An 18144-nucleotide genomic window follows, 5' to 3' on the forward strand; every position below is an offset into this window, starting at 1 on the left:
ATAGCGTTGTCCAAATGGCAACTCGTCTTGCGGAGCGTATCTCACTATGCTGAACGCCATTCACATCGCGAGGATCTCATGACACGCTTTCTTCTCTGCAGCTTTGCCCTGGTTCTGCTCTATCCCTCCGGCATCGATATGTATCTCGTCGGCCTGCCGCGTATTGCTCAGGATCTGGGAGCCAGCGAGGCGCAATTACATATCGCCTTCTCGGTCTATCTGGCCGGAATGGCCTCCGCGATGCTGTTTGCTGGCCGTATCGCCGACCGCTCGGGGCGCAAGCCTGTCGCCATTGTGGGCGCGGCGATCTTTGTTATCGCCTCCCTGCTCTGCGCGCAGGCGCACACCAGCAGCCACTTCCTTACCGGACGCTTTATCCAGGGGATTGGCGCCGGCTGCTGCTACGTGGTGGCTTTCGCTATTCTGCGCGATACGCTGGACGACCGTCGGCGGGCCAAAGTGCTGTCGTTGCTCAACGGCATTACCTGCATCATCCCTGTTCTGGCGCCGGTGCTCGGCCACCTGATCATGCTGAAATTCCCGTGGCAGAGTCTGTTCTACACCATGATCGGCATGGGGGTAACGGTGGGTTTACTGGCGGTATTTATCCTGCGCGAGACGCGTCCGACGGCGCCTCCGCAGACGGCTATGCCGCAGCATGGCGCGGACGAATCGCTGTTGAATCGCTTTTTCCTCAGCCGCATTCTCATCACCACCCTCAGCGTAACGGCGATCCTCACCTACGTGAACGTCTCGCCGGTACTGATGATGGAGGAAATGGGGTTCGATCGCGGCACCTATTCCATGACGATGGCGCTGATGGCGATGGTCAGCATGGCGGTCTCCTTCTCGACGCCGTTCGCCCTGTCGCTGTTTAAACCGCGCACCCTAATGATAACCTCGCAGCTGCTGTTCCTGGCGGCTGGCGTGGCGCTGAGCCTCGCCACCCACCAGGCCGTCACCCTGGTCGGGCTGGGCATGATTTGCGCCGGCTTCTCCGTCGGCTTCGGCGTCGCGATGAGCCAGGCCCTGGGGCCATTCACGCTGCGCGCCGGTGTCGCCAGCTCGGTCCTCGGCATCGCGCAGGTGTGCGGTTCGTCGCTGTGGATATGGCTCGCCGCTATCATCGGACTCAGCGCAATGAATATGCTGATCGGGATACTCATTGCCTGTAGCATAGTGAGTCTTGTTCTGCTACTGGTCGCCACCCCGCCGCGGGTTGCGCAACACGATGAAGAAGCCGCTTTCGAGTCTCGATCTTAATTTACTCCTCTGCCTGCAGCTCCTGACCCAGGAGCTCAGCGTCACCCGTACGGCGAAGCGGATGAACGTTTCGCCCTCGGCGGTGAGCAAGTCGCTGGCCAAACTGCGCGCCTGGTTTGACGATCCGCTGTTTGTCAAAACGCCGCTGGGCCTGGCGCCCACGCCGCTGGTCAGCAGCATGGAGCAGGATCTGGCGGACTGGATGCAGATGGGCAACCAGATCCTCGATAAACCGCACCACACCATGCCGAGCGGCCTTAAGTTCGAGCTGGCGGCGGAAACGCCGCTGCTGATGATCCTGTTTAACACCCTCTCCCAGCGCATCTATCAGCGCTATCCGCAGGCATTGATTCGTTTGCGCAACTGGGACTACGACTCCCTGGACGCCATCATTCGCGGCGAGGTGGATATCGGCTTCTGCGGGCGCGAAAGCCATCCGCAGTCGCGGGAGCTGCTAAGCCTGCTGCCGTGGTATATCGATTTTGATGTGCTGTTCACCGACCTGCCGCAGGTCTGGCTGCGCGCCGATCATCCGGCGCTCAGGGAGGAGTGGGATCTGGCGGCATTCTTACGCTATCCGCATATCACCATCTGCTGGGAACAACGCGATACCTGGGCGCTGGACGACGTGCTGCAGGAGCTGGGGCATAAACGTAACGTGGCGCTGACCGTGCCGGGGTTTGAGCAATCCCTCTTTATGGCGGCCCAGCCGCAGCACACCATGCTGGCCACCGCGCCGCGCTACTGCCAGCACTATAATCAGCAGCACCAGCTACCGCTGGTCTCCCGACCGCTGCCGCTGGAGCCGCAGCATCTGGAAAAGCTTCGCGTCCCCTTCACCTTGCTATGGCATAAACGCAACAGCTACAACCCGAAGCTTGTCTGGCTTAGAGATACGCTGAAAGCGCTCTATTCCGGTACGCTGTAAGCCTTGTTTCGTGCCCATAGCACCTTATTTGCGCAAGAATTTGTAAAATTCAAACAAATTCCCTTTTCAAGGGGGGATTTCGGCATTAAAACCTGTTAATACCAGGCGATAATAGCGCCCGCCGTTTTAATTCAGACCATTACTCACGGAGCGACGTATGGCAACGCATTTTGCACGAGGGATACTCAGTTCCGGGGAGCCGCTATCGACACGTTTGTCAGCGGCCTGTCATCAATCCGCACGTCGGCTCCCTGAATACCGGCAAGCCCGCTTTCGCGCTTCGCGGTCGCTGCTCGCCGAACTGCTGTTTATGCTTTACGGCATCAGCGAGCTGCCTGAAATCGTTAACGAAGCCAATGGCAGACCGGTTTTTAGCGATCGTCACCTTCCCCGCTTCTCTATCTCTTATACTGGCAATATCGTTGGCGTGGCGCTGACCACCGAGGGGGATTGCGGCCTCGACATGGAGCTGCAGCGCGCCGTTCGCAGCCACGACGCCGACCGGCAAAATTTCAGTAACAATGAGAATCTGTGGATTAACATTCAGCATGACCCGGACGAAGCGCGCAGCCAGCTGGTGGCGCTGCGCCGCAGCGTGCTGAAGCTGACCGGTGAGACATCAACGCAGCTGCAGCTGCTGCCTGGCTCCGGCCGCCTGCGTACCGCCGGCAGCCTGCCGATCGAAGCCGTCTGTGACGCCGAATCGCTGCTGGTGTGGTCGATTGCCGCTACCCCGAATATCGGCCCGCTGAAGGTCTGGGAGTATGATGCTAAGGGAGGCGACTGGCACAGCCTGGCGGACGCTCAGCGCCGCGCACGCGAACCCTCAGCCCGCCTGATGCGCTTTACCAGTCTGCCCACGGAAAAAACCTTATCCCTCAATTGACCGGTCTTGCCGGCATCATGATCCAAAGGAGCAATCATGTCAGATACCTTGAAAGTGGTTACGTTACTCGGCAGCCTGCGTAAAGGGTCGTTTAATGGAATGGTCGCGCGTACCCTGCCCGGCATCGCGCCGGCGGGCATGCACATTTCCGCGCTGCCGTCGATCGGCGATATTCCGCTGTACGATGCTGATATTCAGGAGGAAGAGGGATTCCCGCAGAGCGTGCAGGAGATTGCGCAGCAGATCCGCGAGGCGGATGGCGTGGTGATTGTCACCCCCGAGTATAACTATTCCGTGCCTGGCGGCCTGAAAAACGCCATCGACTGGCTTTCACGTCTGCCCGAGCAGCCGCTGTCCGGCAAGCCGGTGCTGATTCAAACCAGCTCTATGGGCGCCATCGGCGGCGCGCGCTGCCAGTATCATCTGCGGCAGATTCTGGTGTTCCTCGATGCGATGGTGATGAATAAACCGGAATTTATGGGTGGCGTGATCCAGAACAAAGTGGATCCGCAGTCGGGTGAAGTGGTCGATCAGAGCACCCTCGACCATCTGCGCGGCCAGCTGACTGCCTTTGGCGACTATATTCAGCGGGTTAAAGCATAAAAAAAGCCCGGCAGCGATGCCGGGCTTTTTCATCATACGTGCGGATTAATGTGCATCGATAAAGACAATCTTCAGCACAAACAGCAGCGAGACGATAATGACGCAAGGGCTGAGGTCGCGCAGACGGCCGGTGCCAATTTTCATCACGCAGTAGGAGATAAAGCCCAGGGCAATGCCTTCGGTGATCGAGAAGCTAAACGGCATCATCACCGCGGTGATAAACGCCGGTACCGCTTCCGTCAGGTCATCCCACTTCACGCGCGCCAGGCTTGAGGTCATCAGCACGCCGACGTAAATCAGCGCGCCGGCGGCCGCATAGGCCGGAACCATCCCCGCCAGCGGAGAGAGGAAGATAACCAGCAGGAACAGGATACCGACGACCACAGCGGTCAGGCCGGTGCGCCCGCCCACGGAAACGCCGGAGGAGGATTCGATATACGCAGTTACCGACGAGGTGCCGATGAAGGAGCCTGCCACCGACGAGACGCTATCGACAAACAGCGCCTGCTTCATGCGCGGGAATTTACCGTTGGCGTCCGCCAGACCCGCTTTATCCGTCACGCCGATCAGCGTCCCGGAGGAGTCAAACAGGTTGACCAGCATAAAGGAGAAGATCACCCCGGCCAGGCCCAGATTCAGGGAGCCCGCCAGATCGACATGACCGATCACCGAAGTCACGCTCGGCGGCGCCGAGACGATTCCGGTGTAGTGTACATCACCCAGCATCCAGCCCAGCAGGGTGGTCACCACGATAGAGACCAGAACCGCGGCATGAATGTTGCGCGACGCCAGAATCGCGATGATAAAGAAGCCCAGCACGCCCAGCAGCACGCTGTGGGAGGTCAGATGACCAATGCTGACCAGCGTTTCCGGGTTTGCGACGATAACCCCGGCGTTCTTCAGGCCCATCATACCGATAAACAGACCGATACCGCTGGTGATGCCCACGCGCAGGCTCAGCGGAATATTGGCGATCATCCAGTAGCGTACGCGGAAGATCGTCAGCAGCAGCAGGCCGACGGCGCCCCAGAAAATCGCGCCCATCCCGACCTGCCACGGCAGGCCCATCGCCTGCACCACCACAAAGGCGAAAAAGGCGTTCAGGCCCATCGCCGGCGCCAGGGCGACCGGCAGGTTCGCGAACAGCCCCATCAGGATACTGCCGAAAGCGGCAATCAGACAGGTGGTCACAAACACGGCGCTGGTATCCATGCCCGCTACGCCAAGAATTTGTGGGTTAACAAAAACGATATACACCATCGTCAGGAACGTGGTGAAACCGGCGATGGCTTCCGTGCGCACCGTGGTGCCGTGCTCGCGCAGTTTAAATACGCGCTCCAGCAGACCCTGGCCAGAAGACTGGCTGGTTTGTTGTTGACTCATTATCGGTTTCCGAACGTAAGGAGGGAAAATTCGACGCTATCCTATACCAAATTACAGCACCAGGCGCGGTTGTATGGTAATTTTTTTCATTTATTTTGCTTATACGGCAACGATTGCGTCGCGGCATTGGACATGACGAAAACGTTAAACTTGTTAATATGGAATGGCTATGACTCAACCAGAAGCAGTATTTTTTGACTGTGACGGCACGCTGGTCGACAGCGAGGTGATTTGCTCCCGCGCCTACGTGCACATGTTCCAGGAATTTGGCATTACGCTGGAGCTGGCAGAGATTTTTAAGCGCTTCAAAGGCGTAAAGCTGTACGAAATAATCGACACCATCAACGCCGAGCATGGCGTTAACCTGCAAAAGGCCACTCTGGAGCCGATTTACCGTGCGGAAGTCGCCCGCCTGTTTGATAGCGAACTGGAGGTGATTGCCGGAGCCCAGGCGCTGCTGGATGCGGTAAGCGTCCCGATGTGCGTGGTTTCCAATGGCCCGGTCAGTAAGATGCAACACTCTCTCGGCCGCACCGGCCTGCTGCACCATTTCGCTGACCGGTTGTACAGCGGCTACGATATTCAGCGCTGGAAACCCGATCCGGCGCTGATGTTCCATGCCGCAAAGGCGATGAGCGTTAACGTTGAGAACTGTATTCTGGTTGATGATTCCAGGGCAGGTGCACAATCGGGAATAGCCGCCGGCATGGAGGTGTTCTACTTCTGCGCCGATCCGCACAACCCGCCCATCGATCATCCCAAAGTGACGACCTTTACCGATCTGGCTGCGCTGCCGGCATTGTGGAAAGCGCGCGGTTGGGATATCACTCGCTAGCCCCCGGCGTCGCCCAACCGGGCGACGGTTGGCAGGTAGCGCTATGATCTAGCCCAGAACAAGACGGCTGGCGACCGGCTATCTCTCCATCATCTTGGGACACAATCACTTTCATCTTGTCTTTCTTCACTCGCGGAAAGCGGGGGCTAAACGCCCCCACCGGCTATTTAAACAGTTTTTGCACAAACTCCGCGTAGGCCGGGCGCCAGACGTCCATTTCATGGTTCAGGCCGGGATAGGCGTGATAGTCAAAGTTGATCTTCTGTTTTTCCAGCTCGCTTTTCAGACCCGCGATGTCTTTGCCGGTTACGGAATCTTTTTCCCCGACGACCACGGTAAAGTTACGCAGCTGTTGATTGATCGCCTCAGGATGTTTCAGTTGCGCTTCCACACCGGCATTCGGCACCGTGGTGGTCGTGACGCCGCTAAACGTGGCGAGCCAGCCAAAGCTCTCCAGATGATTCATCCCGGAAACCAGCGCCTGATACCCGCCCTGAGAGAGGCCAGCCAGCGCCCGACCATCGGCATCTTTACGCACGTTAAACCGGGCATCGATCAGCGGAATAATGTCCTGCATCAGCTCCTTATCCGCCGCCAGCGCATTCAGCGGATAGAAGGTTTTGCGTCGCTCCTGCGGCGGGAAGTTTTCCGCGATGGCTTCCGGGGTGTCGGTTTCGGTATCCGGGACCACCACCAGCATAGGCTTGATCTTGCCCTCCGCCAGCAGGTTATCCATGATTTGCGGAATACGCCCCTGATCGATGGCCGACAGCCCGCTGTCGCCAAAGCCATGATAGAAATAGAGCACCGGCAGCGGCTCGCCGCTGCCGCTATAGTCCGGCGGCGTCCAGACATAGAGCCGCCGTTCCGCATTCAGCGCCTTCGAGTGATAGGTAAGGGTGCGCAGATCGCCGTGCGCGACCGGGCGATCGTCAAGAATACTGCCGGGAACCAGAATCAGGCTGGTGTTCACCTGACGCTGCGGCTTCTGATAGCGGCTGCCGGTATCCACCGAGCGGAAGCCGTCCACATCAAAATAGTATTCATAGAGATTGGGTTTCATTGGCTCACTTTTCCATGTCCAGACCCCGTGGTCCGCTTTGGTCATGTCGTGCGAGACAAAGGTGTCCGGCGTGGCGCCTGTCACCACCGAAACCCGCCGGGCATCAGGGGCAAACAGGCGGTAAGTGATACTCTTATCCGCGTTAACCTGAGTGATAAAGTGGCTCACCGGCAGGGAGGGCTCGGGCACCGCTGGCAACGGTGCCGCCTGAATGGTGAACGCCGCGCCCGCCAGCGCGAGGGCGAAATAAATGGCATGTTGTTTCATCGTTATTCCTCTTACGTTGTGTCCGTTCTGTTATCGTCTCACCACCAGATTTCCGCCTGCGCCCCTACGGCAAACTGATCGTTTTTACCGTCTTCAAAAATGCGGGTGGTGTTATTCGCGGCCTTATCCAGGTCGATATCCTTCGCTTTAATATAGGTGGCATAGAAGCGAATTTCCGGGCGCGAGGTCAGCATACTGGTATTAACTTTGAAGGTATGGAACAGCGTGGTCTTATAGCCGGACTCGTTATATTTCTTGCCGGTCACATCTTTGTTTTGCTGCCTGAAGTACCCCAGTTCGACGCCGGTCTGGTTATATTTATTCCAGATATAGGCCGGCCGCAGGACCGTACGGATGGATTCAAAATCGGAGTGGGCCCCGGTCTCGTAGCTGTAAACGTCGTTGCCAAAGGAGTAAACGATGGCATTCGCCATAATAATGTCATCGCGTAAATAGGTTTCCCCTTGCGAGGTTAAGCGCACGGCGGTGCCATTGGTATGGTCGCCATAATAGCGGCCGTTAAAGGTGGTATAGGGGCTGGATCCGGCATAGCGCGAGAAGCTGCTGGCAATGGAGTTATTCGCCAGCAACAAAGAAAATTCGTTAAAGCCGCCGTGAGCAAATTTTTGCGTTAACGAGGTGCCGGCCATCCAGGTATCTTTCCATGGATAATAGCCTTCATTGCCTTCTTTATATTTCTCAGAAGAACTTTGGTTGGCGGCGACATAGCGTCCGCTGACCATCAGACTGGCTTTATCCCACAACGGGATCTCTTTGTAACGGATATCGAGGGTATTGGTGTTAATTTGCTGCTTATTGCTTAAAGAACGATCGTAGTCATCAACATCCTCCCGGACCAGCGCGATATCGAATTTCCCGGCGCCTACCTGCCAGTTTTCCAGCCCCACGCCAGCCGCCGCATCGGTTCTCTGCGTTTTCCAGTCCAGCATCTGGATCTCGATTTTTTGCGCACCGTGTTTGCCGACCCAGAAATCGGCTTCCGGGGCAAACGGCAGGAATCCTTTGGTGTTGACGTACATATCCGAGAACTGGATGTAGTTTTCGCCGCCGGCATTGTCACCAAACCAGCCAGTGGAATACTGCTGGCCAACGTTCCCGTCGAGCATCACGATGGCGTCGACGCGTTTATCGCCTTCCTGAAACACCCGCTGCTTCAGCTGCAGATCGAACCAGCCGGAATATTCATTGCCCAGACGGCCAAGCGAGCCAATGGCCCACGACTTTGGCGAGCCATGCGAGGCGGTTCCCCAGCCCGAGCGGAAGTAGCCGTTATAGCTAAAGCCAATTTCATCTTTGACGAACTTGCTAAAGTCTTTCAGCGTCATCGCGCCGTAGGCTGGCGCGCCGTCTGTGGCAGGTTGTTGATTTTTGACCAGTACCGCATCCGGTTTCACTGCTGCTTTCGGTCCTGCCGCCGCCGCGACGGTGCGCTTCTGGCTCTCTGCAGGCGAAGACCATGTGGCCCAAATCTGGTCTCTTTTTCTCTCCTGGTCCTGATATTTTTTGAGCTCTTTTTGCGTATCGCTAAGCGCTTTTTCCAGCAACTCAAGCCGTTGCTCTACCGTCAACTGGCTCGCGAACAGCGTGGTTGAATAACAAAGCGGCGCCAGCAATACCATCGCCGAAGCGATCCTGGTTTTTCTAAACATAATATTCCCTTATATAAGTGTTGGCATAAATAAATACGACAGCGACAAGCATCGCGCGGGTTCTAATAGCTGTATCCATACCGCTTAAGGGCGCGAGGGCTGTTATTTTTGCGGAGAGAAAAAAGCAAAAAAACCCGAAGAAGACGATCTGCCTAAACAGATAATCCTCTTCAGGTTTTGCCCGCGCATCGCGGTAGCAACCCTTATTAAGTCATTCTTAGCGCACATAAAAAAACCTGATATCGCCGCCGTGGGGGGGCAATATCAGGTTTTGCCTGCTGTCGCAGTAACAATCCGTTTAAAACATTCTGAGCTTGCGCGCTCAGTCAGTGGATACTGATTGTTACGCGATAAAATGAAGAACTCAAACGGGCAGCCTGTTAATTGTGACGATAATCGCAGCAATATCGCTGCCGCTGGAGGAATCATATCTAATTCTGATAAATCCATTTATCAGAATTAAACAAAATGATTATTACTCTTTCGGATCTTTTCCGGCGAGCAGTTTATCCAGTTCATCGCCGCCCACATGACGGAAATCCTGGCCTTTGACGAAGTAGAAAATATATTCGCAAATATTCTGGCAGCGGTCGCCGATACGTTCGATGGAGCGCGCGCAGAACAGCGCCGTCAGAACGCTGGGGATAGTGCGCGAGTCTTCCATCATGTAGGTCATCAGCTGACGCACGATGCCTTCATACTCCTGGTCGACTTTCTTGTCTTCGCGATAGATACGTACCGCCTCGTCGAGATCCATACGCGCGAAGGCATCCAGCACGTCATGCAGCATCTGCACCGTATGGCGGCCCAGCGATTCGAGGCTCACCAGCAGCGGCTGGTGCTGCTGGGAAAACTTCTCCAGCGCGGTACGGCAGATTTTATCCGCCACGTCGCCAATGCGTTCCAGCTCAGCGATGGTCTTGATGATCGCCATCACCAGGCGCAGGTCGCTGGCGGTCGGCTGGCGCTTGGCGATGATGCGCACGCAGGCTTCATCGATCGCCACTTCCATCATGTTGACCTGTTTGTCGCCGTCAATCACGCGTTTCGCCAGATCGCTGTCCTGGTTATGCATGGCGGTGATCGCATCAGAAAGCTGTTGCTCCACCAGCCCACCCATGGTCATCACCTGGGTGCGGATATACTCCAGTTCAGCGTTGAACTGGCCGGAAATATGTTTGTTAAGATTTAGGTTGTCCATGGTGTCTCCTGATTGCCCAACTGGTGAGAGCCTGAAAGCACAAGGGCAAATCAACCGTAGCGGCCAGTAATATAATCTTCAGTTTGTTTCTTCGCGGGCTTGGTGAACAGGTCATCCGTGTTGCTGAACTCAATCAGCTCGCCAAGATACATAAATGCCGTATGGTCGGAGCAACGCGCAGCCTGCTGCATGTTGTGAGTCACGATAACGACGGTGTAATCCTGCTTCAGCTCGGTGATCAGCTCCTCGATACGCCCGGTAGAGATCGGGTCCAGCGCTGAGCAAGGTTCATCAAGCAGCAGGACTTCCGGGCGGATCGCGATACCGCGGGCGATGCACAGGCGCTGCTGCTGACCGCCGGAGAGAGAATACCCGCTCTGGTGCAGTTTATCTTTGGTTTCATTCCATAATGCGGCTTTGGTCAACGCCCACTGCACGCGCTCATCCATATCGGCACGGGACAGCTTTTCAAACAGGCGCACGCCGAAAGCGATGTTGTCGTAAATGGACATCGGGAACGGCGTTGGCTTCTGGAATACCATGCCAACCTTGGCACGCAGCAGGGCGATATCCTGGGTGTTGGTCAGAATGTTGTCGCCATCCAGCAGGATCTCGCCTTCCGCGCGCTGCTCCGGATACAGTTCAAACATTTTATTGAACGTACGCAGCAGAGTGGATTTACCACAGCCTGACGGACCGATAAACGCCGTCACCTGGTTTTTGGTGATATCCAGGTTGATGTTCTTCAGGGCATGGAATTTACCGTAGTAGAAGTTCAGGTTGCGAACTGAAATCTTACCCGGGGCTGTATTCACCATACTCATCTCAATCTCTTCCTCATTCAGCGCAGCTGTCGCTGCGCCGCAAAAATTAACCGTGTTTCTTCTTGGCGAAGATAACGCGCGCCAGGATGTTCAGCAGCAAGACGCACAGGGTGATAATCAATACCCCGGCCCATGCCAGTTGCTGCCACTCCGCAAACGGACTCATGGCAAATTTGAAAATGGTCACCGGCAGGTTGGCAATCGGCTGCATCATGTCGGTGCTCCAGAACTGGTTGGACAGCGCGGTAAACAGCAGGGGCGCCGTTTCCCCGGCGATACGGGCGATAGCCAGCAGGATCCCGGTCATAATCCCCGAGACGGACGCTTTCAGGGTGATCGCCGAGATCATCTTCCACTTCGGCGTACCCAGCGCATAGGCCGCTTCACGCAGGCTATCCGGCACCAGTTTCAGCATGTTTTCGGTGGTACGAATAACGATAGGCACCTGCAGCAGCGCCAGGGCGATCACCCCCGCCCAGCCGGAGAAGTGCTGCATCTGCGCCACCACGATGGTGTAGACGAACAGACCAACCACGATAGACGGCGCGGAAAGCAGTATATCGTTAATAAAACGGATAATTTCCGCCAGCACCGACTTGCGGCCATACTCCGCCAAATAAATTCCAGCGAGGATACCCAGCGGCGTACCAAAGATAGTTGCCCACAGGATCAGCAGGCCGCTGCCGGCGAGGGCGTTGGCCAGACCGCCGCCCGCGGTATTCGGCGGCGGCGTCATTTCGGTAAACAGCGCCAGGCTCATGCCGTCGAAGCCGCGGGTTATCGTCGCCATCAGGATCCAGATAAGCCAGAACAAACCAAACGCCATGGTGGCCATCGACAGCGCCAGGGCGATGCGGTTCTTCATGCGGCGTTTAGCCTGCATCTTGCGGCGAGACTCCGCCAGCTCGGCGGTGCTTTGCATTTCAATGGTCGCCATTAGCGTGCCCCCTCATTCTTCGCGAGGCGCATAATCATAAACTTCGACGCCGCCAGAACGATAAAGGTGATAACGAACAGGATCAGACCCAGTTCCATCAGCGCCGCCACGTGCAGACCGGTTTCGGCTTCGGCGAATTCGTTGGCCAGCGCGGAGGTAATGCTGTTCCCCGGCATATACAGCGATATGCTGTCGAGCTGGTAGGTGTTACCGATGATAAAGGTGACCGCCATGGTTTCACCCAGCGCACGGCCCAGACCGAGCATCACGCCGCCGATCACCCCGTTCTTGGTGAACGGTAAAACGATGCGCCAGATCACTTCCCAAGTGGTGCAGCCGATGCCATAGGCCGACTCTTTCATCATCACCGGCGTCTGTTCGAAAACATCACGCATTACCGCGGCGATATAAGGGATGATCATGATGGCCAGAATGACGCCAGCGGCGAGAATACCGATACCAAACGCCGGGCCAGCAAACAGCGCGCCGACGAACGGAATAGTCGACAGGACGTTACCGACAGGCTCCTGGAAGTAAGTCGCAAACAGCGGGGCGAAAATAAACAGGCCCCACATGCCGTACACGATACTCGGGATCGCGGCCAGCAGCTCAATCGCAATACCCAGCGGACGCTTGAGCCAGGCGGGGGACAGTTCCGTCAGAAACAGCGCGATGCCGAAGCTCACCGGTACGGCGATCAGCAGCGCGATAAAGGAGGTCACCAGGGTCCCGTAAATCGGCACCAGCGCGCCGAAGATTTCGTTGGGCGCATCCCACTCTTTGGTCCACAAAAAGGCAAAGCCAAACTTTTGAATGCTCGGCCAGGAAGAGATGATCAGGGAAACGATGATGCCGCCCAGCATCAATAGCACAATCAGCGCAGCCAGTTTTACCAGCGCACTGAAAATCATGTCACCCTTTTTCCCCGGAGGGGTAAATGCAGGCTTGGTTGCAGCCATAGATTACTCTTTACGTATTAAAGCTTGTTCGAATAAATGCCCGGTGGCGTTCGCTTCCGGGCCTACAGTCTGAACCGTAGGGCGGGCAGCGCTGAACGCCCCCCGCCATCTTCGTCAAAAATCTACTGTTAGTACAGCGCTTTACCGCTGCTGTCTTTGACGTTGGTTTTCCATGCCGCACGAACCTGCTCAACCACGCTTTCCGGCAGCGATGCGTAATCCAGCGCATTCGCTTCTTTCCCGCCGTTTTTATACGCCCAGTCGAAGAACTTCAGCACTTCAGCGGTCTGCTCAGGCTTGTTAGTCGCCTTATGCACCAGAATGAAGGTGGTTGAGGTGATCGGCCATGCATTTTCACCCTTCTGGTTAGTCAGGTCCTGAGCGAAAGACTTGCTCCAGTCAACGCCTTTTGCGGCGTTAGCGAAGTTGTCTTCAGTCGGGCTAACCGGTTTGCCATCGGCAGAGACCAGTTTGGTGTACGCCAGATTGTTTTGTTTGGCGTAAGCGTATTCGACGTAACCAATCGAGCCCGGCAGACGCTGAACAAAGGCGGCGATACCGTCGTTGCCTTTACCGCCAAGACCGGTTGGCCAGTTAACGGTAGAGCCTGCGCCGATTTTCGATTTCCACTCTTCATTCACTTTGGACAGGTAGCTGGTGAAGACGAAGGAGGTACCGGATCCATCGGCGCGGCGAACCACGGCGATATTCTGCGACGGCAGCTTCAGACCCGGGTTGAGTTTAGCGATCGCTTCGTCATCCCATTTTTTAATTTTACCCAGGTAGATATCGCCGAGGGTTTTGCCATCCAGCACCAGCTCGCCGGATTTCACGCCAGGCAGGTTAACCGCCAGCACCACGCCGCCAATCACGGTCGGGAACTGGAACAGACCTTCCTGGGTCAGTTTGTCATCAGCCAGCGGAGCATCAGAAGCACCGAAATCAACGGTGTTGGCAATAATCTGCTTAACGCCACCAGAGGAACCAATACCCTGGTAGTTCACTTTATTGCCGGTTTCTTTCTGATAGGTGTCAGCCCATTTGGCATACACCGGCGCAGGAAAAGTTGCACCTGCGCCAGTCAGGCTTGCTGCTGCGAAAGCAGAGAAAGCGCTCATCGATAAGGTCGCGGCGACAACTGTTGCGACGGTGGTACGCATAACGTTCATAATGTCTCCTGCTGGGATTCGTAAATCATTGTTTCGAGGCTATGGTGAGCAAAATAGGTCAAAGAGGTGACAGTAAAATGTACGAATTATGACAGTTTTATGACAGGCTGGGAGAAGGGATTTTGCGTCAAATAATACGCTTATAACTCAAATGGTTACCTGCAAGCATGACCATACAATGACGGAATAATTTTCTTTTTATGACAGCCAAATCGCAGTGCAAAACGATCGGTTGTCGTCTATCGCCATCCCACATATTGCGCACAAGATCGGCGAAAAACAGCAGGTGAAAATAAAAAAGGGCCGCCGCCGGCAGCCCTTTGCAAAAGAGGTAATACGTTACTCAACCGTGACCGATTTCGCCAGGTTACGCGGCTGATCAACGTCTGTGCCTTTGATCAGCGCAACGTGATAAGCCAGCAGCTGCAGCGGCACGGTGTAGAAGATGGGGGCAATGGTCTCTTCGACATGCGGCATCTCAATGATGTGCATGTTGTCGCTGCCGTTGAAGCCGGCGTCACCGTCGGCGAAGACGTACAGCTCACCGCCGCGGGCGCGAACTTCTTCGATGTTGGATTTCAGTTTTTCCAGCAGCTCGTTGTTCGGCGCCACCACGATCACCGGCATTTCCGCATCAATCAGCGCCAGCGGGCCGTGCTTCAGCTCGCCCGCCGCGTAGGCTTCCGCGTGAATGTAGGAGATCTCTTTCAGCTTCAGCGCCCCTTCCATGGCGATCGGATACTGATCGCCGCGGCCGAGGAACAGCGCATGGTGCTTATCAGAGAAACGCTCTGCCAGCTGCTCAATACGCTTGTCCTGAGAGAGCATCTGCTCGATACGACTCGGCAGCGCCTGCAGGCCGTGGACGATATCATGCTCAATGGACGCATCCTGACCTTTCAATCGCGCCAGTTTCGCCACCAGCATCAGCAGCACCGTCAGCTGAGTGGTAAAGGCCTTGGTCGAGGCCACGCCAATTTCCGTTCCGGCTTTGGTCATCAGCGCCAGATCGGATTCGCGCACCAGCGACGAGCCCGGCACGTTGCAGATGGCCAGCGAGCCGAGATAGCCCAGCTCTTTCGACAATCGCAGCGCCGCCAGCGTATCGGCAGTTTCACCGGACTGGGAAAGGGTGATCATCAGGCTGTTACGACGCACCGCGGACTTGCGATAGCGGAATTCGGAGGCGATTTCCACATCGCACGGCACGCCGGCTAACGCTTCAAACCAGTAGCGGGAGACCATCCCGGAGTTATAGGAGGTCCCGCAGGCAACAATCTGAATATGTTCGACCTGAGCCAGCATTTCATTGGCGTTCGGCCCCAGCTCGCTGAGATCGACTTCGCCGTGGCTGATACGCCCGGTCAGGGTGTTCTTAATCGCGTTCGGCTGTTCGAAAATCTCTTTCTGCATATAGTGGCGATAGATACCTTTATCGCCGGCGTCATACTGCAGATTGGATTCGATCTCCTGGCGCTTCACTTGCGCAGCGGATTTATCGAAAATCACCACCGAGCGACGAGTCACTTCCGCAATATCGCCCTCTTCGAGGAAGATGAAGCGGCGGGTAACCGGCAGCAGCGCCAGCTGGTCGGAGGCGATAAAGTTTTCACCCATGCCCAGACCAATAACCAGTGGGCTACCGGAGCGGGCCGCCAGCAGAGTTCCCGGGTCGCGGGTATCCATGATGACGGTGCCGTAGGCGCCGCGCAGCTGCGGGATGGCGCGCAGCACGGCTTCACGTAAGGTACCACCTTGTTCCAGCTCCCAGTGCACCAGATGGGCGATAACTTCGGTATCGGTCTCAGTGACGAAGACATAGCCGCGAGACTGCAGCAGTGCGCGCAGCGGCTCGTGGTTTTCGATGATCCCGTTATGGACCACCACAATGTGTTCAGAAACATGCGGATGCGCATTGCTCTCAGACGGTTCGCCGTGCGTCGCCCAACGAGTATGGGCGATCCCGGTACCACCGTGTAACGGTTGCTCTTCGACCGCCTGAGCCAGCATCTGTACCTTACCCAGGCGACGTACGCGGGTCATATGACCTTCGCTGTCGACTACCGCCAGACCGGCAGAGTCATAGCCACGGTATTCCAGACGACGTAAACCTTCGAGAAGGATTTCAGCAATATCACGCTGCGCGACTGCGCCAACAATTCCACACATAGTTAAATTTCCTGATAATGGCGATATGCCATGCGTTGTCGCTGACCTGTATTTGCCCGTTTTCCGGGCGCCCCGAGCCTTGTAGAGAGTGGGGTTATTGTTATGGTACTGCCTGCGGACGGGGATCTATATTGACCCTCTCATCCTGGTTCGCCGGGCGTTTTTCACCCCCGGCGACAATCCTGTTTATTTTTTCTTCACCGGACGCTGCCAGCCCTGTTTGTGGACCTGCGGTACGCGGCTCAACACCAGTTCGTTATCGGCGATATTGCGTGTGACGGTGGTGCCGGCGGCGATCGTGACGCCGTTGCCAACCGTGACCGGGGCCACTAGCTGGGTATCCGAGCCGACAAAAACATCATCGCCAATAATCGTTTTATGTTTATTCGCGCCATCATAGTTGCAGGTGATGGTGCCCGCGCCGATATTGACGTTATCACCGATCTCCGCATCGCCCAGATAGGTCAGATGACCCGCCTTGGAGCCTTTGCCGAGACGCGCCTTTTTCATTTCCACGAAGTTGCCAACGTGGGCGCCTTCCAGCAGTTCGGCGCCCGGGCGCAGACGGGCAAATGGGCCGATGGTGCAGGCCGCCTGCAGCTGGGCATCTTCCACCACGCTGTAGGGGCTGATTTCGCAATCATCGCCGATAGTGCTGTTTTTAATCACGCAGCCGGCGCCGATTTTCACGCGATCGCCCAGCACGACGCTGCCTTGCAGAATAACGTTAGTATCGATCTCCACATCGCGCCCGTGCTGCAGCGTACCGCGCAGATCGAAACGCGCCGGATCGCGCAACATCACCCCCGCCAGCAGCAGCTTTTCCGCTTGCTCAGCCTGGTAGACGCGCTCCAGGCGCGCAAGCTGCAGGCGATTGTTGACGCCTTCGACTTCGCTCAGGCGCTGGGGATGCACGGCAACGATCTCGTGACCTTCCTGATGCGCCATGGCGATGATATCGGTGATGTAGTATTCGCCCTGGGCGTTGTTATTGGTGAGCTTCGCCAGCCAGCGCTTGAGATCTGCTCCGCCGGCGATCAGGATCCCGGTGTTAATTTCCTGAATCTGGCGCTGCGCCTCGCTGGCATCTTTGTGCTCAACGATGCCTGTCACCTGGCCATTCTCACGGGTAATGCGGCCATAGCCGGTTGGATCATCCAGCTTCACCGTCAGCAGACCAATCCCGCCCTGCGGTTTCGCGGCGCGCAGGCGCTGTAGCGTCTCGACGGAGATCAGCGGCACGTCGCCGTAGAGCATCAGGATGTCTTCATCATCATTGAAGAACGGCGCCGCCTGCTGCATGGCGTGCCCGGTTCCTAGCTGCTCGGCCTGCAGCACCCAGTTCAGGTTGTCTTCATGCAGCGTCTGACGCAGCAGATCGCCGCCGTGGCCGTACACCAGGTGTACCGCACATGCGCCTAAATCGTTAGCGGCATCAATGACATGCTGCACCATTGGCTTCCCGGCCAGGGTATGCAGCACCTTAGGAAGATCGGAATACATGCGGGTCCCTTTGCCTGCGGCAAGGATAACCACGCTCATCGCACTATTTGACATACTCATCCTGACGGTAGTTAGAACGAAAAGTAAAAGCCTTTCACGTTGAAATTTCTACATATTTTTCATCATAAAACGAGACGTGGAGAAAACGTCCAGGCTCACCGCTATACACCATTTTATGACGCTATTTTTAACCACTGCAAATCAGTTTAACGCTGAAAAAGGAGGGTAGGGAGGATAATCATTGACTATCTCACTGCTTTTGCTGTTTTTTCGTCACCTGAATAAAGCCGCTGCGGAAAGCGGTTTTCAGCACCCATAACGGGAAGAACCAGGATAATCGTCGCCAGTCGCTGGCGGGGGAGGGCGGCAAAGTGATTGATGTAGTGATTAAAAACGAAAGGCCACCGTCAGGTGACCTTCTTTGCCCGGTTTCACATCGCCAGTGTTGTCGTTTTGATGGGCGATACGTCGTGTCAGCGGGGGA

Annotated in this window: 15 protein-coding genes; 5 read left to right on the top strand and 10 right to left on the bottom strand. The window is 56.2% G+C overall.

From position 1 onward, the window contains the following. Nucleotides 1-78 precede the first annotated feature (78 nt). From AC6CWS_RS03665 to AC6CWS_RS03680, 4 genes are all read left to right on the top strand, one after another. Entirely contained in the window at nucleotides 79-1263 is a 1185-nt protein-coding gene (locus AC6CWS_RS03665; RefSeq protein WP_064155654.1) for an MFS transporter, read from the top strand. Further along, nucleotides 1232-2191 carry an HTH-type transcriptional regulator YidZ gene (gene yidZ / locus AC6CWS_RS03670; protein WP_004202291.1) on the top strand — a complete coding sequence of 320 codons (960 nt, stop codon included), beginning with the start codon at nucleotides 1232-1234 and terminating at the stop codon, nucleotides 2189-2191. Before AC6CWS_RS03665 ends, yidZ begins: the two co-directional genes overlap by 32 nt. Nucleotides 2192-2501: 310 nt before the next feature. Further along, nucleotides 2502-3077, top strand: a complete 576-nt coding sequence (locus tag AC6CWS_RS03675; RefSeq protein WP_072096716.1) for a 4'-phosphopantetheinyl transferase family protein — start codon at nucleotides 2502-2504, stop codon at nucleotides 3075-3077. A gap of 36 nt (nucleotides 3078-3113) precedes the next feature. Further along, nucleotides 3114-3680: an NADPH-dependent FMN reductase gene (locus tag AC6CWS_RS03680; protein WP_023291465.1), complete on the top strand. Its 567-nt coding sequence runs from the start codon at nucleotides 3114-3116 to the stop codon at nucleotides 3678-3680. 45 nt (nucleotides 3681-3725) lie between these two features. Here the strand turns inward: AC6CWS_RS03680 and AC6CWS_RS03685 are convergent, their stop codons facing one another. Further along, nucleotides 3726-5063, bottom strand: coding sequence for an NCS2 family permease (locus tag AC6CWS_RS03685; protein ID WP_023291466.1), 1338 nt, complete (start codon nucleotides 5061-5063; stop codon nucleotides 3726-3728). Between the two features lie 169 nt (nucleotides 5064-5232). Between AC6CWS_RS03685 and yieH the strand changes: the two genes are divergently transcribed. Beyond that, nucleotides 5233-5898: a 6-phosphogluconate phosphatase gene (gene yieH, locus AC6CWS_RS03690; protein WP_044525105.1), complete on the top strand. Its 666-nt coding sequence runs from the start codon at nucleotides 5233-5235 to the stop codon at nucleotides 5896-5898. Between the two features lie 163 nt (nucleotides 5899-6061). Here yieH and AC6CWS_RS03695 read toward each other — a convergent pair whose 3' ends face one another. From AC6CWS_RS03695 to glmU, 9 genes are all read right to left on the bottom strand, one after another. Continuing rightward, nucleotides 6062-7228, bottom strand: coding sequence for an esterase (locus AC6CWS_RS03695; protein ID WP_065883541.1), 1167 nt, complete (start codon nucleotides 7226-7228; stop codon nucleotides 6062-6064). 38 nt (nucleotides 7229-7266) lie between these two features. Next, the gene (locus tag AC6CWS_RS03700) at nucleotides 7267-8898 is read right to left on the bottom strand and encodes a carbohydrate porin (protein WP_065883542.1); all 1632 of its coding nucleotides are present in this window, start codon (nucleotides 8896-8898) and stop codon (nucleotides 7267-7269) included. A 475-nt stretch (nucleotides 8899-9373) separates the two neighbouring features. After that, entirely contained in the window at nucleotides 9374-10099 is a 726-nt protein-coding gene (gene phoU, locus AC6CWS_RS03705) for a phosphate signaling complex protein PhoU (RefSeq protein WP_004145007.1), read from the bottom strand. Between the two features lie 50 nt (nucleotides 10100-10149). Further along, on the bottom strand, nucleotides 10150-10923 hold the full coding sequence (gene pstB / locus AC6CWS_RS03710) for a phosphate ABC transporter ATP-binding protein PstB (RefSeq protein ID WP_004145006.1): 774 nt from the start codon (nucleotides 10921-10923) through the stop codon (nucleotides 10150-10152). Between the two features lie 46 nt (nucleotides 10924-10969). Further along, entirely contained in the window at nucleotides 10970-11860 is an 891-nt protein-coding gene (gene pstA, locus AC6CWS_RS03715; protein ID WP_023291470.1) for a phosphate ABC transporter permease PstA, read from the bottom strand. After that, entirely contained in the window at nucleotides 11860-12819 is a 960-nt protein-coding gene (pstC, locus tag AC6CWS_RS03720; protein WP_004145004.1) for a phosphate ABC transporter permease PstC, read from the bottom strand. The genes pstA and pstC overlap by 1 nt, the downstream gene beginning before the upstream one ends. A gap of 128 nt (nucleotides 12820-12947) precedes the next feature. Then, on the bottom strand, nucleotides 12948-13988 hold the full coding sequence (gene pstS, locus AC6CWS_RS03725; protein WP_023291471.1) for a phosphate ABC transporter substrate-binding protein PstS: 1041 nt from the start codon (nucleotides 13986-13988) through the stop codon (nucleotides 12948-12950). 339 nt (nucleotides 13989-14327) lie between these two features. Next, nucleotides 14328-16157: a glutamine--fructose-6-phosphate transaminase (isomerizing) gene (glmS, locus tag AC6CWS_RS03730; protein WP_023291472.1), complete on the bottom strand. Its 1830-nt coding sequence runs from the start codon at nucleotides 16155-16157 to the stop codon at nucleotides 14328-14330. Nucleotides 16158-16343: 186 nt separating this feature from the next. Then, nucleotides 16344-17714, bottom strand: a complete 1371-nt coding sequence (gene glmU, locus AC6CWS_RS03735) for a bifunctional UDP-N-acetylglucosamine diphosphorylase/glucosamine-1-phosphate N-acetyltransferase GlmU (RefSeq protein WP_065883543.1) — start codon at nucleotides 17712-17714, stop codon at nucleotides 16344-16346. Between the last annotated feature and the right edge of the window lie 430 nt (nucleotides 17715-18144).

The organism is Klebsiella sp. M041 (genome assembly GCF_059759695.1).

Excerpts from the sequence above, each read along its gene's own strand:
- AC6CWS_RS03685 (WP_023291466.1), bottom strand. The coding sequence starts at position 5,063 with ATGAGTCAACAACAAACCAGCCAGTCTTCTGGCCAGGGTCTGCTGGAG.
- glmS (WP_023291472.1), bottom strand. The coding sequence starts at position 16,157 with ATGTGTGGAATTGTTGGCGCAGTCGCGCAGCGTGATATTGCTGAAATC.
- pstC (WP_004145004.1), bottom strand. The coding sequence starts at position 12,819 with ATGGCTGCAACCAAGCCTGCATTTACCCCTCCGGGGAAAAAGGGTGAC.
- AC6CWS_RS03700 (WP_065883542.1), bottom strand. The coding sequence starts at position 8,898 with ATGTTTAGAAAAACCAGGATCGCTTCGGCGATGGTATTGCTGGCGCCG.
- AC6CWS_RS03675 (WP_072096716.1), top strand. The coding sequence starts at position 2,502 with ATGCTTTACGGCATCAGCGAGCTGCCTGAAATCGTTAACGAAGCCAAT.
- yieH (WP_044525105.1), top strand. The coding sequence starts at position 5,233 with ATGACTCAACCAGAAGCAGTATTTTTTGACTGTGACGGCACGCTGGTC.
- AC6CWS_RS03665 (WP_064155654.1), top strand. The coding sequence starts at position 79 with ATGACACGCTTTCTTCTCTGCAGCTTTGCCCTGGTTCTGCTCTATCCC.
- AC6CWS_RS03695 (WP_065883541.1), bottom strand. The coding sequence starts at position 7,228 with ATGAAACAACATGCCATTTATTTCGCCCTCGCGCTGGCGGGCGCGGCG.
- glmU (WP_065883543.1), bottom strand. The coding sequence starts at position 17,714 with ATGTCAAATAGTGCGATGAGCGTGGTTATCCTTGCCGCAGGCAAAGGG.
- pstA (WP_023291470.1), bottom strand. The coding sequence starts at position 11,860 with ATGGCGACCATTGAAATGCAAAGCACCGCCGAGCTGGCGGAGTCTCGC.
- phoU (WP_004145007.1), bottom strand. The coding sequence starts at position 10,099 with ATGGACAACCTAAATCTTAACAAACATATTTCCGGCCAGTTCAACGCT.
- AC6CWS_RS03680 (WP_023291465.1), top strand. The coding sequence starts at position 3,114 with ATGTCAGATACCTTGAAAGTGGTTACGTTACTCGGCAGCCTGCGTAAA.
- yidZ (WP_004202291.1), top strand. The coding sequence starts at position 1,232 with ATGAAGAAGCCGCTTTCGAGTCTCGATCTTAATTTACTCCTCTGCCTG.
- pstS (WP_023291471.1), bottom strand. The coding sequence starts at position 13,988 with ATGAACGTTATGCGTACCACCGTCGCAACAGTTGTCGCCGCGACCTTA.
- pstB (WP_004145006.1), bottom strand. The coding sequence starts at position 10,923 with ATGAGTATGGTGAATACAGCCCCGGGTAAGATTTCAGTTCGCAACCTG.